The organism is Methanobrevibacter sp. (assembly GCF_045611865.1).
Taxonomy (GTDB): Archaea; Methanobacteriota; Methanobacteria; order Methanobacteriales; family Methanobacteriaceae; genus Methanocatella.
Genome location: NZ_JAZKXX010000015.1, coordinates 1 through 24125, shown reverse-complemented (window position 1 = coordinate 24125; position 24125 = coordinate 1). Strand labels below are relative to the sequence as shown.

Here is a 24125-nt window from a genome sequence, read left to right as displayed (position 1 = left end):
TGGATTTTCATATGGAGATTACCTAAGAGCAGGCGCAATGGCATCCATTACACCAGTAATTGATGGAATTAAAGAATTGGTTAAAGAAGAAAAACCTGTTTTGGGAATTTGTAATGGTGCTCAAATTTTAGGAGAAATTGGTCTTGTTCCGGGAATTTTCATAACTAATGAATATCCTAAATTTAATTGTGAATGGGTTGAGTTGAAAGTTGCAACAAACAGAACTCCATTTACAAAGGCATTTAAAAAAGATCAAACAATTTCCCTTCCAATTGCACATGCTGAAGGAAGATTCTACACAGAAAATATGGATTTATTAAAAGATCAGGACCAAATAGTTTTACAATTTGAAGGTAAAAACCCAAACGGTTCAATGGAAGCAATCACAAGTGTCTGTGATGAATCAGGACTTGTCTGTGCTATGATGCCACACCCTGAAAGAGCCTGTGAAGAATTATTTGGTTCAGATGATGGATTAAACTTCTTTAAAGGATTTTTATAATGTGATAATATGGTAGTTTATTTAATTGGTGCAGGACCTGGAGATGCTGATTTAATAACTCTTAAAGCCGTAAAGGTATTAAATAAAGCTGATGTTGTTTTATATGATTACTTAGCTAATGAAAAAATATTGGCTCATGCTCCTGAAACTGCAGAAAGGATTTATGTTGGTAAAAAAGCTGGTGAGCATTACAAAACTCAAGATGAAATCAATGAGTTAATCATCGAGCAAGCTCAAAACCATGAAAATGTAGTAAGACTTAAAGGAGGGGATCCTTTCGTCTTTGGACGTGGTGGAGAAGAAATATTGGCTTTAATGGAACATGATATCAAATTTGAAGTTATTCCGGGTGTAACTTCAGCTATTGGAGCACCAACTTCTCTTGGACTACCAGTAACTCACAGGGCAGTAGCAACATCAGTTACAATAGTAACTGGTCATGAAGACCCAACAAAAGAAGAAAGCCAAGTGCATTGGGATTATACTGCTGATACATTAATTATATTGATGGGAATTGGAAATATCAAAGAAAACACAACTGAAGTAATGAAGTATCGCTCAGCTGACACTCCAGTTTGTGTTGTTGAAAGCGGAACACTTCCAGATGAAAATCTTGTATTTGGAACATTGGGTGATATTTCCGATAAAAAAATCAACACTCCTGCTATTTTAATAATTGGGGATGTTGTAAAATTGTATAAAGACATTTACGATTATCAGAGGTGATTAAATGTGTGGAATTGTTGGATGTATACTAAAAGAAGACCGTGATGTAGCGCCAATTCTTTTTGATTGCATATCTAAATTAGAATACAGGGGATATGATTCAATAGGTTTAGCTACTTTCAATGAAGGAAAAATCCACATCAAAAAAGATAAAGGCAAAATTGTTGAAGTGGATAAAAGTTTAAACCTCACAGACATGTCGGGAAACTTTGGAATTGCTCATGTAAGATGGGCTACACATGGTGACCCATCAAAATTAAATTCACATCCTCATGTTGATGAAGATTCAACAATTGCTGTCGTTCACAATGGAATCATTGAAAATTACTTGGAAATTAAAGAGAAATTAATTTTGGAAGGTCATGTATTTAAATCAGATACAGACACTGAAGTTATACCTCATTTAATTCAAAAGTTCATGGCTGAAAAATTCGACCTTGAACATGCAGTTAGAAAAACAATTGATGTAATTGAAGGAGCTTATGCAATTGCAGCAATTTCAGTAAATGAACCAGATAAAATCGTTGCAACACGTAAAGACTCACCATTGATTGTTGGAATTGGTGAAGAGGGTTATTATTTGGCTTCAGATTCTCCAGCTATTTTAAAATACGCTCGTGATATAATATATCCTGAAATGGGTGAAATTGTCATTTTAGACAAAGATGGTGTTGTTGTCCATGACGAATTTGATAATGTGGTAAATAAAGAAATAGAAACTATTAATTGGACACCCGAAATGGCTGAAAAAGAAGGTTATGACCATTTCATGATTAAAGAAATTAACGAACAGGCAACAGCTGTTAGAAATACTTTAACTCAAAAGGATAATATTCAAGAAATCATTGATGATATTGAGGATATTCAAAGAATATGCTTTGTTGCTTGTGGAACATCCTATCATGCTTCATTAACTGGTAAATACTTAATAGAATCTCTTGCAGGTATTCCAACTGATGTTATTCTTGCATCTGAGTTTAAATATTCTGCAAATACTCTAAATGACAAGACTTTAGTTATTTTCATATCACAATCTGGTGAAACTGCTGATTCACTTAAGGCATTGGATGTTGCAAATCAAACATCAAAGACTTTGGGAATTGTTAATGTTGCAGGATCATCTATTACAAGAAGAGCTCAATATGTAATTCAAACTCAAGCAGGTCCTGAAATCGGTGTTGCTGCAACAAAAACTTATGTTGCACAATTAACTTCAATTTACTTATTTGCTGCATTAATTTCTAAAAATGTAGAACTTCTAAAAGAACTTGAAAAAGTACCTGATTTCATTGATGAAGCTCTTGAAGATGTTGAATATATTAAAGAGATATCTAAAAGATATAACTTTGCAGATGACTTTTTCTATCTTGGAAGAGGGTATTCTTATCCAACAGCACTAGAAGGAGCTCTAAAGCTTAAAGAAATTACCTATATTCATGGTGAAGGTTATGCTGCAGGTGAACTTAAACATGGTCCTTTAGCTTTAATTGATGAAGGAATTCCAGTAGTTGTTGTTCTACCTCCGGGGGATAATTATAGGAAAACCATGAGTAATTTAGAGGAAGTTAAATCTCGTGGAGCTTATGTGCTTGTTGTAGGTTCAAAAGATGATGAATCCCTAAAAGCAAAAGCTAATGATGTTATTGGTATCAATGGTGATGTTAAAGAGATTATTGCACCATTGGTTTATATTGTACCATTGCAATTAATTGCTTATTATATCACTCTTGAAAAGGGTCATGATCCGGATAAGCCTAAAAATTTAGCAAAATGTGTAACAGTAGAATAAGGTATTTTTAACCTTATTTTCATTTTTTTATTATTCTGCTTATTTCACCTTTAATTTTGGATTTAACCAATAATTAATTGTTATTTTTGCCAAATCGTTAATTATTTAACTTAACTCCATTCCATTAATTTGAAATGAATTGATTTCTCATGAGTTCGTTGGGTTATTTATAAACTACATTATAAATATCCTTGATTATAATGATTTCAGTTTAACATTAATTTTGTCTTTTGATAATAATTTAGCTTAATTTAAACTTTTTTAACTATTTATAACTATATTTAAACTTATTTTTTATAAATTAATCTTATTTGAACTCTTTTTAAAAATCAAAAGCTTTTTATAAGTTAAAGTTTAACTAATTTTAAGAACCAATGTTAAATGGAGTTAACGTTTATGTTTGGTAAAAAAATTAGTATAATTTTAATAACACTAATTTTCATGTTATCATTGTCTGTAGTATCAGCTGCTGATACAAACTCAACTGATGATGTTGGAATTAGTGATGTAGATGAAGAACCTCCTTCGGTTTCGATTGGGGTTGATTCTACAAATGAGTCCTTTACTAGTTCAAATCAACAAAAAGACTATATTTTAACAACTAGTAATGTGGACATGTATTATAAAGGTAATTCGAGTTATGAAGTAGTTTTATCTCAAGGTGAAAGTCCTGTTTCCAATGCTTCTGTTAGTGTTAGCATTAATGGTGTTAATTACAATAAAACTACTGATGATGAAGGTAAAATTTCACTGCCTCTAGATTTGAAGGTAGGTAGTTATAGTGTCACTGCTAATTATAATAATTTAACAACTGCAAAAAGCACAGTTAAAGTCTTGCCGGTTGTTTCAGGAAAAGACATCACAAAAACTTATAAAAGCAGCACACAATATTCAGCTACATTTTTAAATACAAATGGTAAAGCCTTAGCCAATACAAATGTAAAATTCAAATTAAATGGTAAGACTTATACTAAAAAAACCAATTCAAAAGGTGTGGCTAAACTAGATTTAGATTTAAAGGTTGGAACTTACACTGTTTATGCAATTCATCCGAATGGATATAAAATTTCAAATAAAATTACTGTAAAACATTCAGTTGTTGCAAGTGATGTTTCAAAACATTATTTAAGTTCTAAAAAGTTTTCTGCAACATTTTATGGTACTGATGGTAAAGTTTTGAAGAATAAATATATTAAATTCTCATGTCATGGAAAAACATTTTCTGTTAAGACTAATTCAAAAGGTGTGGCAAGCATAAGTATTGTTTCAAAACCAAGTACCTTTAAAATGGTCACAACCAATACTCAGACTGGTGAAAAGGTATCTAATACAATTAAAATTTCACCTACATTGTCTGCAAGTTCAATGACTGTTTTTACAGGTTCAACTTCTAAGTTTAAAGTAAAGCTTTACAAAAACGATAAATTAGTTAAAGATGCAGCAGTTTATGTTTATGTTAATGGAGTTAAGAAAACAGCTAAAACAGATGCCAATGGTGTAGCAACTGTCAGTTTTAAATTGTCTAAAGGAACTTATTCTTTCAGGTCTGTTGATCCATATACCAGTTATACATTATATACTAAGGTAGTTGTCAAATTAGCTTCTATTAAAGCAAGTGACATCTATGGAAAAGATGGTACAACTGGAACATATCAGGCAACTCTTTTAAAACAAGACGGAACAGTTGCAAAAAATACCCAAATGAATATTACAATTGATGGTAAAACTAAAACAGTTAAAACCAATTCTAAAGGAATTGCAAGTGTCAAATTTAACTTAAAAAAAGGAAGTTATTCTGTTACTTGTAAAGATTTAGATAGTGGATACACTGTAACTAAAAAAATCACTGTTTTGAGTTCTAATAGAAGTCAAGTTTATACCAAATATGGGGTTTCTGAAGATGGGAAAACTATTTTGGCAGTTGGAAGAGCATCTGCATCTGGTGAGTTATCCAAATATGGTTACACATTTTATATAGTTGAATTTGCAAGGGTTTGCCCATACTGTGGAAGTACTGAACTTTACTGGAGCATATTCTTTGCAGATTCTGAAACTGGAAACTGGGGGACTTTTCCTGTAACAGGTAACGGTGAAGGCAGTAGTGCTGAAGGTATTATTGTTTGTGCAAACTGTGACAGTGACTGGTCAATTTTTGGTCATAACCATGGTGGTAGTGGTGGTGACTTAACAGTTGTATCAGAAGCCACTGCATGCACAAAAGAAACAGCATATTTACTTAAAAGTGGAACTTACGTTTATCCGTAACTTCCATCTTTAACTTCTTTTAATCTTTTTTTCATATTTAAAATTCTATTTCTTGAGTTATTCTCATTATCTTGTTTTTTTGAGTAATTGTTTTCACATTCAACAATGTATTTTGCTTCATCGGACATTGTTGAAGGAATGTTCATTTTAGCTAAATTGCGTTCTACACGTCTTTTTAGCTTTTCATCTTCCATTTCACAGGCTAAAAAGATTGGTGTTTTAACAGCTGAAGATATCTTAGTGCTATGCCGTGCAAGATGTCTTTCTTCAGTTCTTTTATCTAAAATGAAATCACTGGAATTGTTTAGATTTGGATCTCTAAATGGAATTCCAACATCAGATAGGGCAATTCTTATTTCATCATTTTTTGGAAGTGAAGTGTCAAGCATTAATGGATTTGGACTTGCAAGAGTTCCTCCCTGTTTTCTTCCAAAAATAGGGCCTTGTCCAATATAAAAATCAGCTTCGATAAAACCGGCTCTCACAGGTGCAGAAGATGTATATGTTGCAACAATACCATCATCTTTAATAACTCGCCTAAATTCTTTGAAAAATTCAATGGAAAATAACTCGGGAGCCATATTTTGGCTGAAAGGATCTAAAAATATGGCGTCATACTTATTGTCATCTAATTTCTGCACAGTTTGTCTTGCATCTTCAATATAAACAGTGATATCAATATTTGAGGGAATTTCAGTTTTCTCTAAACTTAAGTTAGCATAATCTTGAGCTATTAACTCATTTTCAATAGCTTTCTTGGTGATGTCATGTTCTTTAATTGGGGAGGGCACTAAAAGCCCACATGCTAGTGTTGCTTTTGATATTTCAACCATATCAATAGTTAAATTTGTAGAACTGTTTTTCATAAAATCAGCTATTGCTGCTGATGTATTGTATCCTAATCCTGCACATATATCTAATATGGCAATGTCTTTAGAGTAATTGAATTTCATTGGTTTGATAAATTTCTCAAATGACTCACTTATTGCACCTGTGGATGTATGTAATGTTTCAACTTTATGATTTATTTCACGTGAATTAATAGAATAAGATCCATCATCTGTTAAAACAAAATAATTGTTGTAAGTATTAAAAAAATCAACCCTACTTCCAATATTTTGACTACTTTTTTCTTGGCTGAAATATTCAGTAATTAAATCAAAAATATCATCATTAATTATTCTAGCATCATTTTCATAACTCATTTTATCTAACATTAATTTTTAGATTTTATTTATTATAAATTTTTGAAATTTTAATTCAATATTTGTTTTATGAGCAAAATTTATATAATTTCTAATTTAAAACTTATTGTAATAGAAATAGTAAGGTTAAATAAATGTTTGAAATTAAAGCAAAAGATAATATGGGGCGTGTTGGTGTCTTAAAAACTAAACATGGGGAAGTTAAGACTCCTGCATTGATGCCAGTCATTCATCCAAGAAAACAAACTATTGATGTTGGGAAATATGGTGCAGACATAGTCATTACCAATGCTTATTTAATTTATAAAGATGAAAATTTAAAACAAAAAGCTATTGATGAAGGATTACACAAATTAATCAACTTTGATGGTCCAATCATGACTGATTCTGGATCTTTTCAGCTATCAGTTTATGGTGATGTTGAAATAACAAATAAAGAAGTAATTGAGTTTCAGGAATTGATTAAAACTGATATTGGAACTAGTCTTGACATTCCAACTGCTCCTTTTGTTGATAGGGAAAAAGCAGAAGAAGATTTAAAAATTACTTTGGAAAGAGCAAAAGAGGCAGTAGATTATAAAAAAGAACAGAACATGGGAATGTTATTGAATTCAGTTGTTCAGGGTTCAACATTTCTTGATTTAAGACGTGAATGTGCAAAGGAACTGTCAAAACTTGATGCTGATTTGTATCCGATAGGTGCAGTTGTACCTTTAATGGAATCATATCACTACAAAGACCTCGTTGATGTTGTAATGAACTCAATGGGCGAATTACCAGATAATACTGCAAGACATTTAATGGGTGCTGGTCATCCAATGATATTTGCATTATGTGTTGCAATGGGCTGTGATCTGTTTGACTCAGCAGCTTACATTTTATATGCAGAAGATGACAGGCTTTTATCCACAAGAGGAACATTCAAACTTGAAAACCTGCAAGAAATGCCATGTTCCTGCGAGGTATGCAGTAAATACACTCCAGATGATTTAAGAGCAATGCCAAAAGAAAAACGTAGAGATTTAATTGCTCAACATAACTTGCATGTATCTTTTGCAGAGTTAAGACTAATCAAGCAAGCTATTTATGAAGGAAGTTTGATGGAACTTGTAGAAGAGCGTTGTAGATCTCACCCTGCACTTTTAGAAGCTGTCAGACAACTTGGAAACTACTCAAAGGATTTGGAAAAATATGATCCAAGAAGTAAAAAATCAGCATTTTTCTACACAGGTCCTGAATCATTGTGCAGGTCAGAAGTACTAAGACATATGCAGAAACTTCGTGAAATGCCTAAAAAAAGTAATTTGGTGATTTTGCCACCTTCAAGAAAACCTTACTCAAAATTTACCTCTGGAAAGCTTGGTGAATTTTATGTTCAGGGTCAGGAAAGTGAAATTGACTTGAATGATACAGATTTCATGGTGCTTGATGTTCCATTTGGTTTAATACCTCTAGAAATTGATGAGGTTTATCCATTAAGTCAAAATGATGCTCCAAGAATTCGTGATGTTGATGCTATCGAGTTTTTAGAAGATTTCATCAATGAATTCAGCGAATATTATGAACAAGTTTTAATTCATTCAAGAGTTGTAAACAACTTAGAACTTGAATCATATGGTGAATATTCTCAATCTGATGAGATAAAATACACTAAGGATGATATTAAAAAGGTTAAAGCTATTGCAGATTATCAATTTGGAATTGGGGCTGGTGAAGCATTATTTACTGGAAAAATCAACATCGAAAAAAGTAAGAAAACAGGAAAAATCAGACATATTTATGATGGAAAAGCTTTAATTGTTAATATGAGAGCATCTGATTCCTACTTAATTTTATCAAAAGAAGGTGCTAGGAGACTTCATGGTAAAATGCCTTATCCACAAAACAGGGTTGTTGTTAACAAAGACTCCGAGCCATTTGCACTTGATGGGAAAAGTGTATTCTGTAAATTTGTTGTGGAATGCGATGAAAACATAAGGGCAAAAGATGAAGTTTTAATTGTTAATGAAGAGGATAAACTGCTTGCTTATGGAAAAGCATTGTTGGGCGCATGTGAAATTGAGCAATTTAACACAGGACAAGCTATTAAAACACGTAAAGGAATGAAAAAGTGATATCATGAGTGATAATGATAAAGTTAATACTGGTCATCACATTGAAGATAAAGAATTAATTAAAAATGCAAGAAAACCTGTTGGTGAGTTAGGCCACCAAATCTTGGACAGAATGAATAAATCCCATGAAGCAATGGCTCAGTGGGGTGTAAGTCACTTTGAAGTAAAAAAAGACAGTAAAATCCTAGATATTGGTTGTGGTGGTGGAAGAAATATCCAACGCTTTGCAGAACAGATTTCAGAAAACGGTCGAGTTGTTGGAATTGATTATTCTGATGTTAGTGTTGAAAAATCAATTGAATTAAACAAGGAGTCTATTAACAAAGGAATTGTCAATGTCCTGCAAGGATCTGTATCTGAAATGCCGTTTTACGATGAAACATTCGACATTGCAACTGCTTTTGAGACAATTTACTTCTGGCCGGACTTTATCAATGATTTAAAGGAAGTTAATAGGGTTCTTAAAAATGATGGTTTTTTATTTATCTGTAATGAAGCAGTTTACCGTGAAGGTGAAATGGATAAATACGATGATTTAGTGGAACTATTGGATATGAAAATCTATTCTGAGGATGTTTTAAAAGAATATCTTAGGAATGCTGGTTTTTATGATTTTAAAGCTTTCATTAATTATGAAAATGAATGGATTTGTATAATTGCTAAAAAATAATTTAAGGTAATATAATGGTTAATGAGGTAAAAACAGTATTTGCAAATCTTAGTTGGATGTTAATTGCACAGTTTATTACTAGTGTATTATCATTTTTTTGGACTATTTTAACAGCCCAATATTTAGGACCTTCTGAATATGGTATTTTTGGAACGGCTATGTCTTTCTCAGGGTTATTTATTGTCTTCGTAGATTTTGGGATTATAACTTATATTGTTAGGTCTATTTCCACAGATTTAGAAAATGAAAGTACATATATAAATAATTCGTTTACTTTAAGTTTGTTGTTATCGATTTTTTATTTATTTGTTGTTTTAATTATATTATTCGTGTTGGGTTGGGATAATTATATTGTTTTGGCATGTTTTTTATATGCGATTGTGAATGTAAGTGGTAAATTAGTTGGAATTTTACAAGTTTCTTTTCAAGCCCATGAACAATTGAAATTTCAAGCAATTACAAATATTATTAATAGTTTATCTATATTTGTATTTTTGATTCTTGTAATTTTCTCTTCATTAGGATTGTTTTGGTTGATTTCAGCATATATATTTTCAAATATTATTTCTTTTATATATGTATTTTTAACAATTAGAAAACATTATTTTAAAATTAAATTTTCTTTTAATCCTACTTTTTATAAAGAATTAATAAAATGTGGTATTCCATTTGCTATTTCAGGGGTATTCACAACAATATATTACTCAATAGATGTTGTTATGATTACGCAGTTTGCAGGTACTTATGATGCCGGTCTTTATAATGCAGCATATAAATTACTTTCATTTTTAACCATATTTTATTCAATTTATGGTATTGTAATTTTTCCTGTAATGAGTAAGTTATTTGAGGATAGTAAAGAATTATTGAATCTTAGTTTTATAAAATCTACAAAATATTTGTCTGCTGTATCAATCCCAATTGCAGTTTTTACATGTTTTTATAGTTCTGATATAATTAATATTTATGGTTCTGAATTTACAAGTGCGGGACCTATTTTGAATATTCTAATTTGGACAATATGTTTTATTTTTATTAATAGTAATGCTGCAAATGTGTTAAATGCAGCATATAAAGAATATTCTGTTACAAAAATCGCTTGTATTGCTGCTTTATTTAATATAATGTTAAATTTAGTTTTAATTCCAAAATATTCTTTTTATGGTGCTGCTGTTGCAACAGTATTTAGTGAAGCATTGGTATTTATTTTATTCATGCATGTTCTTAAACAAATAGATCAGCTTCCAAATAGGCATTTTATCTATGATATAATTAAAATTATTTTTGCGTCAGGAATACTAGCAATAGCTCTCTACTTCCTAAACCTAAACTTATGGCTAGCAATGCCAGTATCTATAGTAGTCTACTTCGCAGCACTCTTAATCCTAAAAACCCCAGACGATCAAGACAAACTAATCCTAAAACAAATCCTTAACAAATAATGCAAACCTTTATATATTATTAAAACATAATTTTATTTGTTGTTATTTTTCATGCGGTGTTAGTCCAGCCTGGTTAAGACTCTAGCCTGCCACGTTAGAGACCCGGGTTCAAATCCCGGACGCCGCATTTTTTATGCAGTCGTGGTATAGTCTGGTTATTACTTGGGCCTTCCAAGCCTACAACCCGGGTTCGAATCCCGGCGACTGCATCTTGAACAAAATCTTTTTTTAAAATTTGTTTTTTACCCAAAAAATACTCTTTTTTAGTTAGTTTTATATAATAATAAGAATAATATATATTCATTTAAATATTATGTTTATTTTAAGGTGATTTAATGGTAGGAATTATAGGTTATGGGGCACATGTTCCCTCATACAGAATTAAGGTAGAAGAAATCGCTAAGGTCTGGGGAGATGACCCAGTAGCATTATCAAACGGTCTCGTAGTTAACGAAAAATCCGTTCCTTCTGCCGATGAAGACACAGCTACCATTGCAGTTACCGCTGCAAGGTATGCATTAATGAGAGCTCAAATTGATCCAAGTAAAATCGGTGCCGTTTATGTCGGTTCCGAATCACACCCTTATGCGGTAAAACCAACCGCTTCCATTGTTGCTGAAGCGGTCTGTGCAACTCCAAAGCTCACTGCAGCCGACTTGGAATTTGCATGTAAGGCAGGTACCGCAGGTATTCAGATGACTATGGGACTTGTAAAATCAGGTCTAATAGAATACGGTCTTGCGATAGGTGCTGATACTTCTCAAGGAGCACCTGGTGACGCTTTAGAGTACACTGCATCTGCAGGTGGTGCTGCTTACATTATAGGTGAAAAAGATCCTCTAGCAGAAATTACCCACACCTGCAGTTTCACAACAGACACTCCTGACTTTTACAGAAGGGAAGGTGAAGACTATCCTTCACACGGTGGACGTTTCACTGGTGAACCGGCTTACTTCAAGCATGTATTAAGCGCTGCTAAAATGCTATTTGAGGAAACTGACACAACAGTTAAAGATTATGATTACGCCTGTTTCCACCAGCCTAACGGTAAGTTCTACCTAAGGGCAGGTAAGAAGTTAGGATTCACTTCAGAACAAATTAAACAAGGTCTTCTCACACCTAACATAGGTAACACCTACTCAGGTGCTGTGCCTTTAGCTTTATCCAATATCTTGGATGTTGCAAAACCTGGTGATAAGATTTTTGTCATTTCCTACGGTTCAGGTGCAGGTAGTGACGGATTTACAATAGAAGTGACTGATGAAATTGAAAACAGAAGAGATTTAGCTCCAAAAACACAAGAAATCATCAATGACAAAACATATGTCGATTATGCTGTTTATGCTAAATTCAAAGGCAAAATTAAAATGTAAGGGGGCTTAAATATGAGAGATGTTGCGATTATAGGTGTTTCACAAACAAAATTCGGTGAATTATGGGATTCATCCTTTAGAGATTTGATTGCTGAAGCTGGAGTTAAAGCTCTAGTTGATGCAGGATGTGATGGTGATGATATTGAAGCTATGTTTGTTGGAAACATGTCTTCAGGTTTATTTGTCGAGCAGGAACACATTGCTGCTTTGATTTCAGACCATATGGGTTTAAACCCTGTTCCAACCACAAGAGTTGAAGCTGCTTGTGCATCAGGTGGTCTTGCACTAAGGCAAGGAATTATGGCTGTTGCATCAGGTTATCATGATGTTGTAATCTCAGCAGGTGTTGAAAAGATGACTGATGTGGTTGACGCCACACCAGCAATTGCCACTGCATCAGATCAGGAATGGGAAGCTCAGCAAGGTGCAACCTTCCCTTCATTATATGCAATGATTGCTAAAAGACACATGCACGAATTCGGTACTACCCGTGAACAGTTAGCACAGTTTTCAGTAGTAAACCACAAGAACGCATCCAAAAACCCTAATGCTCAGTTTCCGTTTGAAGTTACAGTCGACAAGGTCATAAACTCAACAATGGTTGCTGACCCTTTAACTTTACTTGACTGTTCTCCGGTATCAGACGGAGCGGCAGCGGTTGTGATGGTGCCTGCAGAAGATGCCAAAAAGTACACTGACACTCCAATTTACGTTAAAGCTTCCACACAGGCTTCCGGAACACTGACCTTACACGACAGAAAAGATTTGACTACCATTGAATCTACAAAGGTCGCTTCAAGAAAAGCTTATGAAATGGCCGGAGTCACAGTAAAAGACATTGACGTAACCGAGGTTCACGATTGTTTCTCAATCAATGGTTTACTGGCAGTTGAGGATTTAGGCTTTGCCGAAAAAGGTAAAGGAGGAATTGCAATCGAAGAAGGCCAAACTGAAATCGATGGTGATTTCCCAATAAACTCATCCGGTGGTCTTAAGGCACGTGGACACCCGTTAGGTGCTACAGGTATTGCTCAGGCTGCTGAAATCGTATGGCAACTTAGAGGGGAAGCCGGAGGAAGACAAGTTGAAGGTGCTGAAATCGGTATGACCCACAACATCGGTGGAACCGGTGGTACAGCAGCTGTACACATATTCGGAAGAGATTTATAAATCTCTTTTACTTTTTCTTTTTTTATGATAATTAACACAGGTTCAAGAACCGACATACCTGCTTTTTTTAGTGAATGGTTTTTAAATAGGATTCAGGAAGGTTTTGTCTATTCAAGAAATCCATTCAACAATGATGTTTATCGTTATTCGTTAAATCCTGAAATTATTGATGTTTTATGCTTCTGCACAAAAAATCCAAGGCCAATGCTAAGGAAAATGAATTCAATCAGTGATTACAATCAGTTCTGGTTTGTGACAATCACTCCCTACGGCAAGGACATTGAGGTTAATGTTCCTGATTATAGACATGTTATCAAATCTTTCAAGGATTTGTCTGAGGTTTTAGGGCCTCGAAAGGTCGCCTGGAGATATGATCCCATTTTCATCTCACAAAAGTATGGCTTGGATTTTCATATAGATAAATTCGAAGAGATGGCATGTGAACTTTCGGGATTTACTCATGACTGCACAATCAGCTTCATTGACCTGTACCAGAAGGTTTTGAGGAATTTTCCAGAGGCAAATGAAGTCACCGTAGAAGAGCAGCTACTCATTGGTGAGAATTTCTCAAGGATTGCAAAACAATATGATTTTAATATGAAGACCTGTGTTGAAGGCACTCTTCTTGACCGTTTCGGTTTTGATTCGTCAGGTTGTATGACCAAGGAAGTCCTCGAAAAGGCGATAGGTTTTAATCTAAAAGTGCCCAAAGGAAAATACATAATCCGTGATTGCAACTGTTTATTTGGAAGAGATATTGGAGCATATAACACATGCCTTCATGGATGTAAATATTGCTATGCCAACAGCAACATGAAGCTGGTTAAAAAGAATCAAAAGTTGCACAATCCAGATTCACCATTGCTGATTGGTGAGGTTAAAGATGGTGATGTTGTAAAAGAGGTTAGGGAACCTAGCTATGTTGATAGACAAACCAGGTTATTCTAGTTTTATTCATAATTTGTTTCGAAGTTTTCTTTTTCTTCATACATTTTCCAGTAGGCTTCCGCGATGTTTTCCGGTGCAAATTTTTCTGTTTCACCAACATTGCCCATTATATTTACAATTCCGACATGAATGTTATCATCTTTCAGTTCTTCATTGAGCATTTGTGCTAATTGTCTTAATGCCGCTTTATCCATGGACATGCATGCAAATTCATGATATGCATTCGGATAGACTCCAAATAATCCTCCGGTAAATAAAATACATCCTTCTTTTTGTTCTTTCATTTTTGGGAGGACTTTGATGGTGCTTAATTGCGCTCCAACAACATCGGTTTTGAAATGCTCAATCATTTCATCAGGTGTTAATTTGGAAGCGTTTCCACCTTGCATAAATGCTGCATTGTAGATTAATACATCAATATTTTTATATTCTTCGGATATTTCATCGAAAGCTTTGCTTAATGAATCCATATCTGACGCATCTGCCTGTTTGGAAGATGCTTCATATCCTTTTGTTTTAAATTCTTCAACATATTCATTTAAAGCGTTCTGGTTTCTTGCAATCAATATTACTCTGAAATCATTTTGAGCAAATTTTTCTGCAATATTGTTGCCCATTCCTTTTCCTGCACCTACAATTACTGCTGTTTTCATTTTTTATCACCTTTCAAATAATTCTGCTACCTTTTCTAATTCACTACTAATTTCAATATGCTGTGGGCATACTTTTTCACATGCTCCACAACTTACACACTCAGATGCCTTTTCATATCTTTCTGCATAATTGTCATAATACAAAAAGTTCAGCATCTGATCGACATTCGAATTCATTTCATCATTGTAAATTGAGAAATATTTTGATATTGGAATTCCTTTTTTACAGTGCTCGGCACAATAGTCACAAAAAGTACAAGGTATTGCTGTTGTGTCATTTATTATTTCACATGCCTGGGTAATGATGTCTAACTGATTATCATCCAATCCATTGAAATTTTTCACAATTTCAGTATTTTCTTTTATATGTTCCAATTCGGCCATTCCACTTAACACTAACTGTACTGATTTTAAATTTAGCACATAGGATAATGCCCAATTTACTGGAGACTTTTGATTATAGTTTGTAAACAATTTATTTACGTTTTCTGGAACATTTATCAGATTTCCTCCTTTTAAAGGTTCCATTACAAACACATCAAGTCCATATTCTTCGACAAGTTCATAGCATTCCTTTGCTTGAACTACATTGTTTAACCAATCTACATAATTTATCTGAAGCTGTACAAATTCTATTTCAGGATTTTCATCCAAAACTTGTTTCAAAACATCTGCAGTATCATGATGGCTGATTCCAAGGTGATTTATCAATCCCTTATTTTTAGCGTCACTAGCAAAGTCAAAAACATTCAGTTTCTTGGCTATTCCATTATAGAAAATATCGGATGTGTTGTGGATTAAATAATAATCGAAATAGTCAACACCGCAACGTTCAAGTTGAGTGTTGAATATTATTTCAGGTTTGTCTCTGCGTCTCATTCCATATATTGGCATTTTATCCGCAATTTGGACTTTACTTCGAGGATATCTTTCTATGACACATTTTTTAATGGCATCTTCGCTTTTCCCGTTATGGTAATGAAAGCCAGTATCAAAATAACTTCCGCCATTTTTAATAAAACAATCAACTAATTTATTAACTTTTTCATAATCTATATCACTTGGATTATCATTGATTAGAGGTAATCTCATAAATCCAAATCCTAATTTAAAATCAAACAATCTAATCACCTAATAATGTTCATAATGAATATTTTCAAAGGATAAGTTTTCTTTTAGATATTCATTTTTAAATTCTCCCTTTTTGCCTAATGCCACACAATTTAAAACTCTGAAACTGTTTGGAACATTTAATAAATCTCTGATTTCTTCATCTGCCGTTTTTATTTGCCCGTCACGGTTTCTTATATGAATCCAACATGCGCCAATGTCAAATTGTTCAGCAGCCAGTAGAATATATGTAGATGCAACGGAGGCATCTTCTATCCAAAGTTCGCATCTTGATGTATCAGCCATGACAACGATGCATACTTTGGCTTTTGTTAATGGAGCTGCACCCATAGCTTTGCAGTGGGCTATTTTTTGTATCATATTCTTGTCTTTTACAACAATAAAATGAACTGGGTGGCCTCCCCATGAGGAGGGCGCAGTTAGAGCAACATTCAATATCTCTTGTATTATCTCGTCATCAATTTCTTCATTGAGATAATTTCTTATTGATCTTCGTTTTAATGTCAGGTCTAATAGGTTATTTTTCATTTTTTACACCTCTCATCGGTAAAATTCAAAGCATTTATTGCAACTCTGGTTAATATTTCTCGTGCTTCTTTATCACTGGAAGCTAATTGTTTATAAATCATTTCACTCCAGTCTAATTCGGCTTTTGATAATTTGTTTATTATTTTGATTGCTTTTCCTGTTAGAAATATCTTGTAAAATTTCTTATTTTTATCATCTTTTTTTCTAATGATTAAGTTTTTTTCTTCTAATTTTTTAAATGATCTTGAAACTTGTGATTTTGGAATTTTAAAACTTTCAGCAAGGTCAACTTGTGTTGAACCGTTGTTATGATAAAGATATAATAAAAATGAGTATTCATTACCGTTTATATTCAGATTTTTCATAAATGAATATAAATAGGAATTATGGGATTTGGTAATGTAGTAAAAAAATCCGCTTGCATATATGGTGTTTTTTAAAACCAATTCTTCATTATCCAATTTATAACCTCCATAATGGTTAACACTGATAACTATTCTTTGTTAAAAAAATTATATAAATGTATTGTATCTAAAAATGGATTGTTAATTATAGACACGGAATGATTCTACCCATCCATTGTTGATTGGAGAAGTTAAAGATGATGATGGTGTAAAAAGGTTAATGAACCCAGATACTTTAATTTACAGCAAAAATTATGTTAAACTAAGGCCTTTGGACTGTCACATTTGTGTTTTTTAGCATTTGTGCAGTTGGGAAATATTTATTTTTTTGAAGTGTTGATATTAAACGTGAGATGTTCAGTTATGTGACCATTTAATCACATATTTTGTTTGCATATAATGAACAAGTATTTATATAAATGTATTTTTATTTTATGAACAAGTATTTATATAATTATGTTCATAAATTTTAAACATATATTGTGAAGGTGATAAATGATGGAAGATGTAATTTATAACTATATAATAAAACAGCTGTCTGAAGTGCCAATGATTCTAAATAGGAAGTTATCATATAAAAACATCAAGTTCAATAGCAAAAACGAATTTGATAAGCTCAGATTAATGATTGATAGTTTTTTAGATGGGGAATCTGAAGAGAGATACTTTGTACTTCCAGGAATTCGGGGGGTTGGAAAAACAACTATACTATACCAATGCTATGAATACTTGTTAAAGGAAAAAAACTTCAATTCAAGTGATTTGTTATATATCTCATGCGAAACAACAAATTTCGCAGGTCAAACAGATATCAAAAAAATAATAGGAATCTATTTGGATAAAATTCACAATACAACTTCCGCACTTTTAGACAAACCGGTTTTCATTTTCATTGATGAAGCACACTTTGATGAGAATTGGGCAATGAACGGTAAAACCATCTATGATGAATCTCCATACATTTTCCTGATATTGACAGGTTCATCATCACTTCATCTGAATTACAATTCCGATGCAGCCAGAAGGCTCAATATACTGCCGGTAATGCCATTAAACTATTCCCAGCACTTGAGCTTAAAATACAACTACCAAACGGATATAAGAAATGGCCTGATTGATTTGATATTCACAGGAAACATAGAATCTGCACAGCAAAAGGAGCTGAAAATCCAAAAGGATTTAATAGGATTAGAAGATTATCCATTAAATGATTGGAACATTTACTTAAACTATGGTGGTTTTCCTGCATCATTCAACATCAAATTCGAGGACATAATTGTATCAAAAATATGGACAATAATATCCAAAGTGATAACTGTCGATATGGCAAATGTATTCAATTTAAACCGGAACAATCAAAACTTGACTTATAGAACACTCGTATATCTTGCATCACAAAAACCGGGAGAAATATCACATGACAAACTATCAAATTACCTTAATTGCAGCAAAGCAACAATAAACAATATTATCAATACCTTAGAAAAGACACATCTGATATTTCACAGTGAAGCTTATGGCGGAGCTTCCAAAAAAGTCAAAAAACCATGGAAATATAACTTCGCAACACCGAGCATCAGAAACTGCATAAACATAAAATTCGGAAACAGTGCAGGATCAAAAAGTGAATATGAGGGGATACTATTGGAAAATCAAATAGCATCCAATCTATTTAATCTAAACAATAATAATGTCTCATTTGATTTCAATGTTTATTATGATTCACAAAAGGGAGGTGTTGATTTTATCGTTAAAAAATTATTCGGCAGTGCAATACCAATAGAATCAGGAATAGGAAGCAAAACAAAAAGACAAGTAAAAAAAGCAATGAATAAATATGATGCCGATCATGGGATTGTAGTTTCAAATAAAACAGATTTCATAGAAAAGGAAGATGATGTGATTTTCATACCTCCAAAAACCTTCTCTTTTTTATAATCTTGTTACTTTTTAATTATTTTAGTTATATGGGATTAATATGCGATATTTGTTTTGTATTTCTGAAACAAATTTGACAAAAAAATAGTGGATAATTTCTCTACAGTTGCCATCTTCTGTTCGCAATTAATGAAACAAATTTTACTAAAAGTAGTAGATAATTTAAAGTGTGTTATGCCAACAGTAACATGAGGCTGGTCAAAAGGAACCAAATGTCGCATAATCAGGATTCACCTTTCTGATTGGAGATGTTAATGAGAGTGATGTTGTAAAAGAAGTTAATTTATTAATTGATGTTTTTGCTTTGATTTTTCTTCCATCTAAGCTCAAATGATGGATTTTGATTAAATCATTATCTTTTACTATTTTAATGGTTGTTTTAAATGTATTGGGGACTAACATAGTCTGATTTATATTATTATATTTTAAAACCATAAATAAAACAACTATAAAGTTTAATCTCTATAATAAATGATTGTACTTATTGTATATTAAATTAAAAGAAAAATAGCAAAATATAATTAAAAAAATAGTGACTTCGCGTCACATCCTCAAATAAAAAGAAAAATATTAAATGATATATTCATTTAATATTCATAAAATCCTTTACCTGCATTGATACCAGTTTCACCGGCATCTATTTTTTCTTTAAGTTTTAGGGAAATTTTTCCCTGGGTTGTCTCAGGGTCTTTGGACCTAGGATCCATAAGATTAATATTGTATGCAGTTACAAGACCTACAATGTCTAAAATTTGGAATGGTCCATTTGGTGCACCGGTTGCAAGTCTCCAGGTTAAATCAATTGTTTCAGGTTCTGCAACTCCTTCAGCCCATAAAGCTTGTCCTGCAGATAAGAACGGAACGAGCAATGAATTAAGCACGTATCCAGGTTGTTCTTTTAAGACTTTAATTGGCACCATGTTAATGTCTTCTGCAAACTGGACAATGGCATCAAAGTATTTTTCTTCAGTTCCAGGATGTGGCATGACTTCTGCAGTGTTTTGGGCCCATATGTTGTTTGCAAAGTGGAATGCAAGATATTTTTCAGGTCTTCCCGTGTATTCTGCAAATTGGCTTGGAAGTAAAGTGGAGGAGTTTGTCACAACAATTGTTTTTTCTGGAAGATATTTAGCTAACTCCTCATAAAATGGGATTTTTTGATTAGGATCTTCTGCAATTGCTTCAATTACAAGGTCAGCATCGTCCACTGCTTCTTCATAACTTGTAGTTAATGTTAGACTGTTAAATGCTTTTTGAGCTTGTTCTTTTAAGGAGTCTATCTCTTCATTGCTTAGGTCAGTTTTTTTACTGAATCCTCTGCAGTATGCAGTTTTATCCGTTTTCATTTGTTCAAGTGTGCTTAAATAGATGTTTAATAATCTTTCAAATTTAGGTTTGGCTCTTTCAATTGAACCTTCACTTCTTAACCAAACGGTAACATCGAATCCACAGAATGCGGATTGATATGCAATTTGACTGCCTAATACTCCTCCACCAGCTACTACTACTTTTTTAATTTCCATTTCAATCACCAAATTAATGTATGAATTATATTTCATCAAAAAATTAAAAAACTAAACATAATTCATTATTTATTATTATAATTATTTAAAATATTTAAAATTTTTTATATAATTCTGTACTTTCGAATATTTAAATTATATTTTTAGAATTCATCTGGTAAATGGGTATTTGGTAAATGGGGTTATGCCAACGCCAACATGAAGCTAGTTAAAAAGAAACTAGAATTTGCATAATCAGGATTCGCCACTATTGATTGGGGAGGTTAATGATGGTGATGTTGTAAAAGAGGCTAATGAACCCAGTTACATTGATATGCAATAAAAGTTAATTTAAATCTATTTTTAATAAAAACTTTATATATCATGTTTTTTTCACTGCAATTTTACAAACTGGCTTCAACAAGCTTTAAATAAGTTTTATCTTAAAAAATTATGGTAACTACTGGATTGATTGTATGCGTTTTAATGGGGGTATGGAAATGACTTAAATAAAATTAGCTTAATCACTTAAATATAATTACTATAATTACTTAAATAAAATTAGTATAATCACTTAATTGGTGATAATATGGAATATATTAAAAGGTATGTTGATGAAGAATTAAAGGATATGCTTGAATGTATGGGGGCTGTTTTAATAGTCGGGCCAAAATGGTGTGGTAAAACAACAACGGCCACTCAATTTGCCAAAACCATAATTGAATTGCAACATCCTACATTAGGTAAATCATATATTGAACTGGTGGATGTGGATCCATTGCTCTTATTGGATGGGGAAAAACCATTATTGATTGATGAATGGCAGATGGCTCCCGAATTGTGGGATGCAGTAAGGTATTCCGTTGATAAAACAGACGGTTATGGTTTATATATTTTAACAGGTTCTACAATTGTTGATAATTATAAAATAAATCATAAGGGAGTCGGAAGGATTCATAGGTTGATGATGAGGCCGATGAGTTTATATGAAAGTGGTGATTCCAATGGTAAAATTTCATTGGTTGATTTATTTAATGATAAAGATGTTAAAATTAATGGAATTACTTCAGATTTATCTTTACGCGATTTAACTTTTTTGGCTTCTCGTGGCGGTTGGCCTGAAACACTGAATATTGAAGACAAACAAAAACAATTAATCGTAGCTTCTTCTTATTTTGATAACATATGTCGTGATGACACTTATAATATTGATGGTGTTAAACGTGATTCAAAATTATTTAAAGCAATTCTCAGGTCTTATTCACGCAACATTTCAACATTAGTTAGTAATACAAAAATAATAGCAGATATTGAAGAGAATTATGGTAAAATTTCTGAGCCTACCTTTTATTCATATATTACGGTTTTAAAGAATCTATTTGTTATTGATAATGTTTCAGCATGGGCTCCAAATATTCGTTCAAAGCAAAAAATAAGAAAAACCGAAAAAAAGGAATTTATAGATCCATCAATTGCAGTTGCAGGTCTTAATGTAACTCCTGAAATGTTGATCTATGATTTGGAAACTTTTGGATTCATTTTTGAGACCCTGTGCATAAGAGATTTAAAAGTATATTCCTCACCATTGGGTGGAAAAGTATTGTATTATAATGATGGTACTTTGGAAGTGGATTGTGTTTTGCAAATTGCTGATGGGCGCTATGGATTAATTGAGTTTAAATTAGGGGATAAAAGAATTGATGAGGGTGCTCAAACTTTATTAAAAATGGATAAGTTGATTAAACAAAAAATTGCTGAGGGAAATACACATATCCCGGAACCTAGCTTTTTAGCGGTTATAACTGGTATTCCAATTGCAAAAGTTCGAAAAGATGGGGTAATGGTAATTCCGATTGGAGCATTAAGATAATTCTATACGAATATAGAGATAAATTCTAAAAAGTAATGGATAATTGTGATAATTTTAAGCATTAATTGTTCACATTATATCAAACAAAAATCGAAAAAGCAGTAGATAATTTCTATATTGCTATGCCAACAGTAACATGAAGTTGGTCAGAAAGAATCAAAAGTTGCATAATCCAGATTCACCATTATTGTTGGGTGAGGTTAAAGACGGTGAGGTTGTAAAAGAAATTAAAGAGCCAAGTTACATTGATTATCAACAAAAACTATTTTAAACTAAATTATATTCAATTATATTATTTTCCTTCTAGCCGTTTAATATCTAAAATCATTTGATCAAAGTCAGAAATGAAGTTTTCATCTTGCACTACTCTGAATTTTTCATATTTTTCAAGAACATGTTCTCGTGCTTCTTCAGCAGATATCTTACCTTTGCCAACAAGAATTGGCAGCCTTCGAAGTTTAAGGTAGTCATCCAGCAGTTCTTTCCAATCTTTCATACTCATTGGGATTCTATCCTCTGCGCGTGATTCGGCTAAATTCAAAAAACCTTCTACTAAACTATTTAATCTTGATAATTCATTTTGATTCAAATAATTTTTGGATATGACCACGTCACTTTGGAGTATTTTTCCATTTGGTGCTTTTTTCCATGTTGTCAATCCCATATGGGTATTTTCAATATCGCTTCGTGTTTCTATGAGTTCTGCTGCAGTATGGTTGCTTATTGCATATATCAGTTTGTTTTGTACTGTGGCAAAGAATTCTTTTGTTATGTCTGCATCTTTGTTATAATCAAAGCTTGTTGCATAAATGTCTGTGATTTTTTGATTGAATCTTCTCTCTGAAGCCCTTATTTCTCGTATGGTTTCTAATAATTCATCGAAATAGTCTTCTGTAAATCTTCCACCTTTTTTCAGAAGTTCTTTATCGATGACAAATCCTTTTATCATATATTCCTTTAATATTTTATTAGCCCAACGGCGGAACTGTGTTGCTTCTTTACTGTTTATTCTGTACCCTATTGATATGATTGCGTCAAGATTATACCATTTTTGGGGCCTACCTCGATTATTTGATTTTTTTAAGGATTTCTTAATAAAATTGGGATTGTCTTTAAAAAGGTCTTTAGAAGATATGCTTACTTCTTTTTCATCTAGCTCTCCTTCTTGGATTATATTTGAGAAATGCATTGAGATATTGGCTGATGTTGTTCCAAATATTTCTGCTATGACTTTTTGACTTGACCATAATGTTTCGTTTCCAATTATAAACTCGGCTTCTATATCGTTCTGTTCGCTTTTGTATAGTAACTTTTCAATAAGTTTGAATTCGGGCATACACTTCCTCCTTGGTTTAATTTAAAAATTTTTATAATTGGTTTTATATATGTTAATGATTATTATATCCAATTTTTGTTAGAGCATTTGATAAGTAATATCTGTTTAATATCTATTGCTAAAGTAGTAGATAATTCCGCTACTTTTCGCCCTTATCTGTTCGTATGTTGTAGAACAAATTTCACTAAAAGTAGTAGATAATTTCTATATTGTTATGCCAACAGCAACATAAATCTTGTCAAAAGGAACCAAAAGTTACATAATCCTAATTCGCCATTGTTGATTGGTGAGGTAAAAGAGAGTGATGTTGTACAAGAGGTTAATGAACCCAGCTATATCGATGCTCAAACTAGATTAATTTAATGGTATTTTTATAAAACCCATAAAAATTGTATGGATAACTATTTTTTATGAAAAATGAGGCCGACTCATAATTTTTGTGTTTAAAATTTTTTTCTTATTTTTTTATCCTTTAATTATTTATACTAGGAAGTACAATCTATTATTAGAGTTAATTAACTTCTTGGTTGTGTTTTTTATGGTTTTGAGAGAGGATAGA

At 32.5% G+C, this 24125-nt stretch carries 21 protein-coding genes and 2 tRNA genes; 15 read left to right on the top strand and 8 right to left on the bottom strand.

Annotation, left to right across the window (positions count from 1 at the left end):
• From purQ to ACKI32_RS01515, 4 genes are all read left to right on the top strand, one after another.
• Nucleotides 1-502: phosphoribosylformylglycinamidine synthase subunit PurQ (purQ, locus tag ACKI32_RS01530; protein ID WP_407412913.1), on the top strand; the 502-nt coding region annotated here is incomplete at its 5' end.
• Nucleotides 503-511: 9 nt separating this feature from the next.
• Nucleotides 512-1228, top strand: coding sequence for a uroporphyrinogen-III C-methyltransferase (gene cobA, locus ACKI32_RS01525; RefSeq protein WP_407412912.1), 717 nt, complete (start codon nt 512-514; stop codon nt 1226-1228).
• A gap of 4 nt (nt 1229-1232) precedes the next feature.
• Nucleotides 1233-3017 (top strand): glutamine--fructose-6-phosphate transaminase (isomerizing), encoded by a 1785-nt coding sequence (glmS, locus tag ACKI32_RS01520; protein WP_407412911.1) that lies wholly within the window; start codon nt 1233-1235, stop codon nt 3015-3017.
• 396 nt (nt 3018-3413) lie between these two features.
• Nucleotides 3414-5282, top strand: coding sequence for a hypothetical protein (locus ACKI32_RS01515; RefSeq protein ID WP_407412910.1), 1869 nt, complete (start codon nt 3414-3416; stop codon nt 5280-5282).
• Here ACKI32_RS01515 and ACKI32_RS01510 read toward each other — a convergent pair.
• Entirely contained in the window at nt 5273-6487 is a 1215-nt protein-coding gene (locus tag ACKI32_RS01510; RefSeq protein WP_407412914.1) for an MnmC family methyltransferase, read from the bottom strand. The two genes, ACKI32_RS01515 and ACKI32_RS01510, sit on opposite strands and share 10 nt — an antisense overlap.
• A gap of 134 nt (nt 6488-6621) precedes the next feature.
• On the opposite strand from ACKI32_RS01510, the gene tgtA reads away from it, so the two are divergent.
• The 8 genes from tgtA to ACKI32_RS01470 all read left to right on the top strand — a co-directional run bounded on the left by tgtA (nt 6622) and on the right by ACKI32_RS01470 (nt 14204).
• On the top strand, nt 6622-8601 hold the full coding sequence (gene tgtA, locus ACKI32_RS01505; protein ID WP_407412909.1) for a tRNA guanosine(15) transglycosylase TgtA: 1980 nt from the start codon (nt 6622-6624) through the stop codon (nt 8599-8601).
• Between the two features lie 4 nt (nt 8602-8605).
• The gene (locus ACKI32_RS01500) at nt 8606-9271 is read left to right on the top strand and encodes a class I SAM-dependent methyltransferase (RefSeq protein WP_407412908.1); all 666 of its coding nucleotides are present in this window, start codon (nt 8606-8608) and stop codon (nt 9269-9271) included.
• A 14-nt stretch (nt 9272-9285) separates the two neighbouring features.
• Entirely contained in the window at nt 9286-10713 is a 1428-nt protein-coding gene (locus ACKI32_RS01495; RefSeq protein WP_407412907.1) for a flippase, read from the top strand.
• A 53-nt stretch (nt 10714-10766) separates the two neighbouring features.
• Nucleotides 10767-10840: transfer RNA gene (locus ACKI32_RS01490), tRNA-Gly, on the top strand.
• An 8-nt stretch (nt 10841-10848) separates the two neighbouring features.
• A tRNA-Gly gene (locus ACKI32_RS01485) sits at nt 10849-10922 on the top strand.
• A 126-nt stretch (nt 10923-11048) separates the two neighbouring features.
• On the top strand, nt 11049-12086 hold the full coding sequence (locus ACKI32_RS01480) for a hydroxymethylglutaryl-CoA synthase (RefSeq protein WP_407412906.1): 1038 nt from the start codon (nt 11049-11051) through the stop codon (nt 12084-12086).
• Between the two features lie 12 nt (nt 12087-12098).
• On the top strand, nt 12099-13256 hold the full coding sequence (locus ACKI32_RS01475) for a thiolase domain-containing protein (RefSeq protein WP_407412905.1): 1158 nt from the start codon (nt 12099-12101) through the stop codon (nt 13254-13256).
• Nucleotides 13257-13280: 24 nt separating this feature from the next.
• Nucleotides 13281-14204 (top strand): DUF1848 domain-containing protein, encoded by a 924-nt coding sequence (locus ACKI32_RS01470; RefSeq protein WP_407412904.1) that lies wholly within the window; start codon nt 13281-13283, stop codon nt 14202-14204.
• 2 nt (nt 14205-14206) lie between these two features.
• On the opposite strand, the gene ACKI32_RS01465 is transcribed toward ACKI32_RS01470, so the two are convergent.
• Genes ACKI32_RS01465 through ACKI32_RS01450 form a run of 4 tightly spaced genes read right to left on the bottom strand, consistent with a single transcriptional unit; the run spans nt 14207 to nt 16977 of the window.
• A complete protein-coding gene (locus ACKI32_RS01465; RefSeq protein ID WP_296858664.1) occupies nt 14207-14857 on the bottom strand; it encodes an SDR family oxidoreductase in 651 nt (216 codons plus the stop codon).
• A 6-nt stretch (nt 14858-14863) separates the two neighbouring features.
• The gene (locus ACKI32_RS01460) at nt 14864-15979 is read right to left on the bottom strand and encodes an aldo/keto reductase (protein WP_407412903.1); all 1116 of its coding nucleotides are present in this window, start codon (nt 15977-15979) and stop codon (nt 14864-14866) included.
• Nucleotides 15980-15988: 9 nt separating this feature from the next.
• Complete coding sequence (locus ACKI32_RS01455) at nt 15989-16516, bottom strand: nitroreductase family protein (RefSeq protein ID WP_407412902.1); 528 nt, start codon at nt 16514-16516, stop codon at nt 15989-15991.
• Nucleotides 16513-16977: a MarR family winged helix-turn-helix transcriptional regulator gene (locus ACKI32_RS01450; RefSeq protein WP_407412901.1), complete on the bottom strand. Its 465-nt coding sequence runs from the start codon at nt 16975-16977 to the stop codon at nt 16513-16515. Before ACKI32_RS01450 ends, ACKI32_RS01455 begins: the two co-directional genes overlap by 4 nt.
• A gap of 441 nt (nt 16978-17418) precedes the next feature.
• Between ACKI32_RS01450 and ACKI32_RS01445 the strand changes: the two genes are divergently transcribed.
• The gene (locus tag ACKI32_RS01445) at nt 17419-18858 is read left to right on the top strand and encodes an ATP-binding protein (protein WP_407412900.1); all 1440 of its coding nucleotides are present in this window, start codon (nt 17419-17421) and stop codon (nt 18856-18858) included.
• A 198-nt stretch (nt 18859-19056) separates the two neighbouring features.
• Here ACKI32_RS01445 and ACKI32_RS01440 read toward each other — a convergent pair whose 3' ends face one another.
• Both ACKI32_RS01440 and ACKI32_RS01435 read right to left on the bottom strand, forming a co-directional pair.
• A complete protein-coding gene (locus tag ACKI32_RS01440; RefSeq protein WP_407412899.1) occupies nt 19057-19260 on the bottom strand; it encodes a hypothetical protein in 204 nt (67 codons plus the stop codon).
• A 185-nt stretch (nt 19261-19445) separates the two neighbouring features.
• Complete coding sequence (locus ACKI32_RS01435; RefSeq protein WP_407412898.1) at nt 19446-20381, bottom strand: 3-hydroxyacyl-CoA dehydrogenase; 936 nt, start codon at nt 20379-20381, stop codon at nt 19446-19448.
• Between the two features lie 568 nt (nt 20382-20949).
• Here ACKI32_RS01435 and ACKI32_RS01430 point away from each other — a divergent pair.
• Together ACKI32_RS01430 and ACKI32_RS01425 are read left to right on the top strand one after the other, a co-directional pair.
• Nucleotides 20950-22230, top strand: coding sequence for an ATP-binding protein (locus ACKI32_RS01430; RefSeq protein ID WP_407412897.1), 1281 nt, complete (start codon nt 20950-20952; stop codon nt 22228-22230).
• Nucleotides 22231-22366: 136 nt separating this feature from the next.
• On the top strand, nt 22367-22501 hold the full coding sequence (locus ACKI32_RS01425) for a hypothetical protein (protein WP_407412896.1): 135 nt from the start codon (nt 22367-22369) through the stop codon (nt 22499-22501).
• A gap of 21 nt (nt 22502-22522) precedes the next feature.
• Here the strand turns inward: ACKI32_RS01425 and rhuM are convergent, their stop codons facing one another.
• Nucleotides 22523-23566 carry a RhuM family protein gene (rhuM, locus tag ACKI32_RS01420; protein ID WP_407412895.1) on the bottom strand — a complete coding sequence of 348 codons (1044 nt, stop codon included), beginning with the start codon at nt 23564-23566 and terminating at the stop codon, nt 22523-22525.
• Nucleotides 23567-24125 lie beyond the last annotated feature (559 nt).

What these genes read in the sequence shown, in the direction of transcription:
- ACKI32_RS01500 (WP_407412908.1), top strand. Translation starts at nt 8,606, where the DNA reads ATGAGTGATAATGATAAAGTTAATACTGGTCATCACATTGAAGATAAA.
- tgtA (WP_407412909.1), top strand. Translation starts at nt 6,622, where the DNA reads ATGTTTGAAATTAAAGCAAAAGATAATATGGGGCGTGTTGGTGTCTTA.
- ACKI32_RS01475 (WP_407412905.1), top strand. Translation starts at nt 12,099, where the DNA reads ATGAGAGATGTTGCGATTATAGGTGTTTCACAAACAAAATTCGGTGAA.
- ACKI32_RS01480 (WP_407412906.1), top strand. Translation starts at nt 11,049, where the DNA reads ATGGTAGGAATTATAGGTTATGGGGCACATGTTCCCTCATACAGAATT.
- ACKI32_RS01510 (WP_407412914.1), bottom strand. Translation starts at nt 6,487, where the DNA reads ATGAGTTATGAAAATGATGCTAGAATAATTAATGATGATATTTTTGAT.
- ACKI32_RS01430 (WP_407412897.1), top strand. Translation starts at nt 20,950, where the DNA reads ATGGAATATATTAAAAGGTATGTTGATGAAGAATTAAAGGATATGCTT.
- rhuM (WP_407412895.1), bottom strand. Translation starts at nt 23,566, where the DNA reads ATGCCCGAATTCAAACTTATTGAAAAGTTACTATACAAAAGCGAACAG.
- ACKI32_RS01495 (WP_407412907.1), top strand. Translation starts at nt 9,286, where the DNA reads ATGGTTAATGAGGTAAAAACAGTATTTGCAAATCTTAGTTGGATGTTA.
- cobA (WP_407412912.1), top strand. Translation starts at nt 512, where the DNA reads ATGGTAGTTTATTTAATTGGTGCAGGACCTGGAGATGCTGATTTAATA.
- ACKI32_RS01455 (WP_407412902.1), bottom strand. Translation starts at nt 16,516, where the DNA reads ATGAAAAATAACCTATTAGACCTGACATTAAAACGAAGATCAATAAGA.
- ACKI32_RS01515 (WP_407412910.1), top strand. Translation starts at nt 3,414, where the DNA reads ATGTTTGGTAAAAAAATTAGTATAATTTTAATAACACTAATTTTCATG.
- ACKI32_RS01425 (WP_407412896.1), top strand. Translation starts at nt 22,367, where the DNA reads ATGAAGTTGGTCAGAAAGAATCAAAAGTTGCATAATCCAGATTCACCA.
- ACKI32_RS01440 (WP_407412899.1), bottom strand. Translation starts at nt 19,260, where the DNA reads ATGTTAGTCCCCAATACATTTAAAACAACCATTAAAATAGTAAAAGAT.
- ACKI32_RS01470 (WP_407412904.1), top strand. Translation starts at nt 13,281, where the DNA reads ATGATAATTAACACAGGTTCAAGAACCGACATACCTGCTTTTTTTAGT.
- ACKI32_RS01465 (WP_296858664.1), bottom strand. Translation starts at nt 14,857, where the DNA reads ATGAAAACAGCAGTAATTGTAGGTGCAGGAAAAGGAATGGGCAACAAT.
- ACKI32_RS01435 (WP_407412898.1), bottom strand. Translation starts at nt 20,381, where the DNA reads ATGGAAATTAAAAAAGTAGTAGTAGCTGGTGGAGGAGTATTAGGCAGT.
- ACKI32_RS01445 (WP_407412900.1), top strand. Translation starts at nt 17,419, where the DNA reads ATGGAAGATGTAATTTATAACTATATAATAAAACAGCTGTCTGAAGTG.
- glmS (WP_407412911.1), top strand. Translation starts at nt 1,233, where the DNA reads ATGTGTGGAATTGTTGGATGTATACTAAAAGAAGACCGTGATGTAGCG.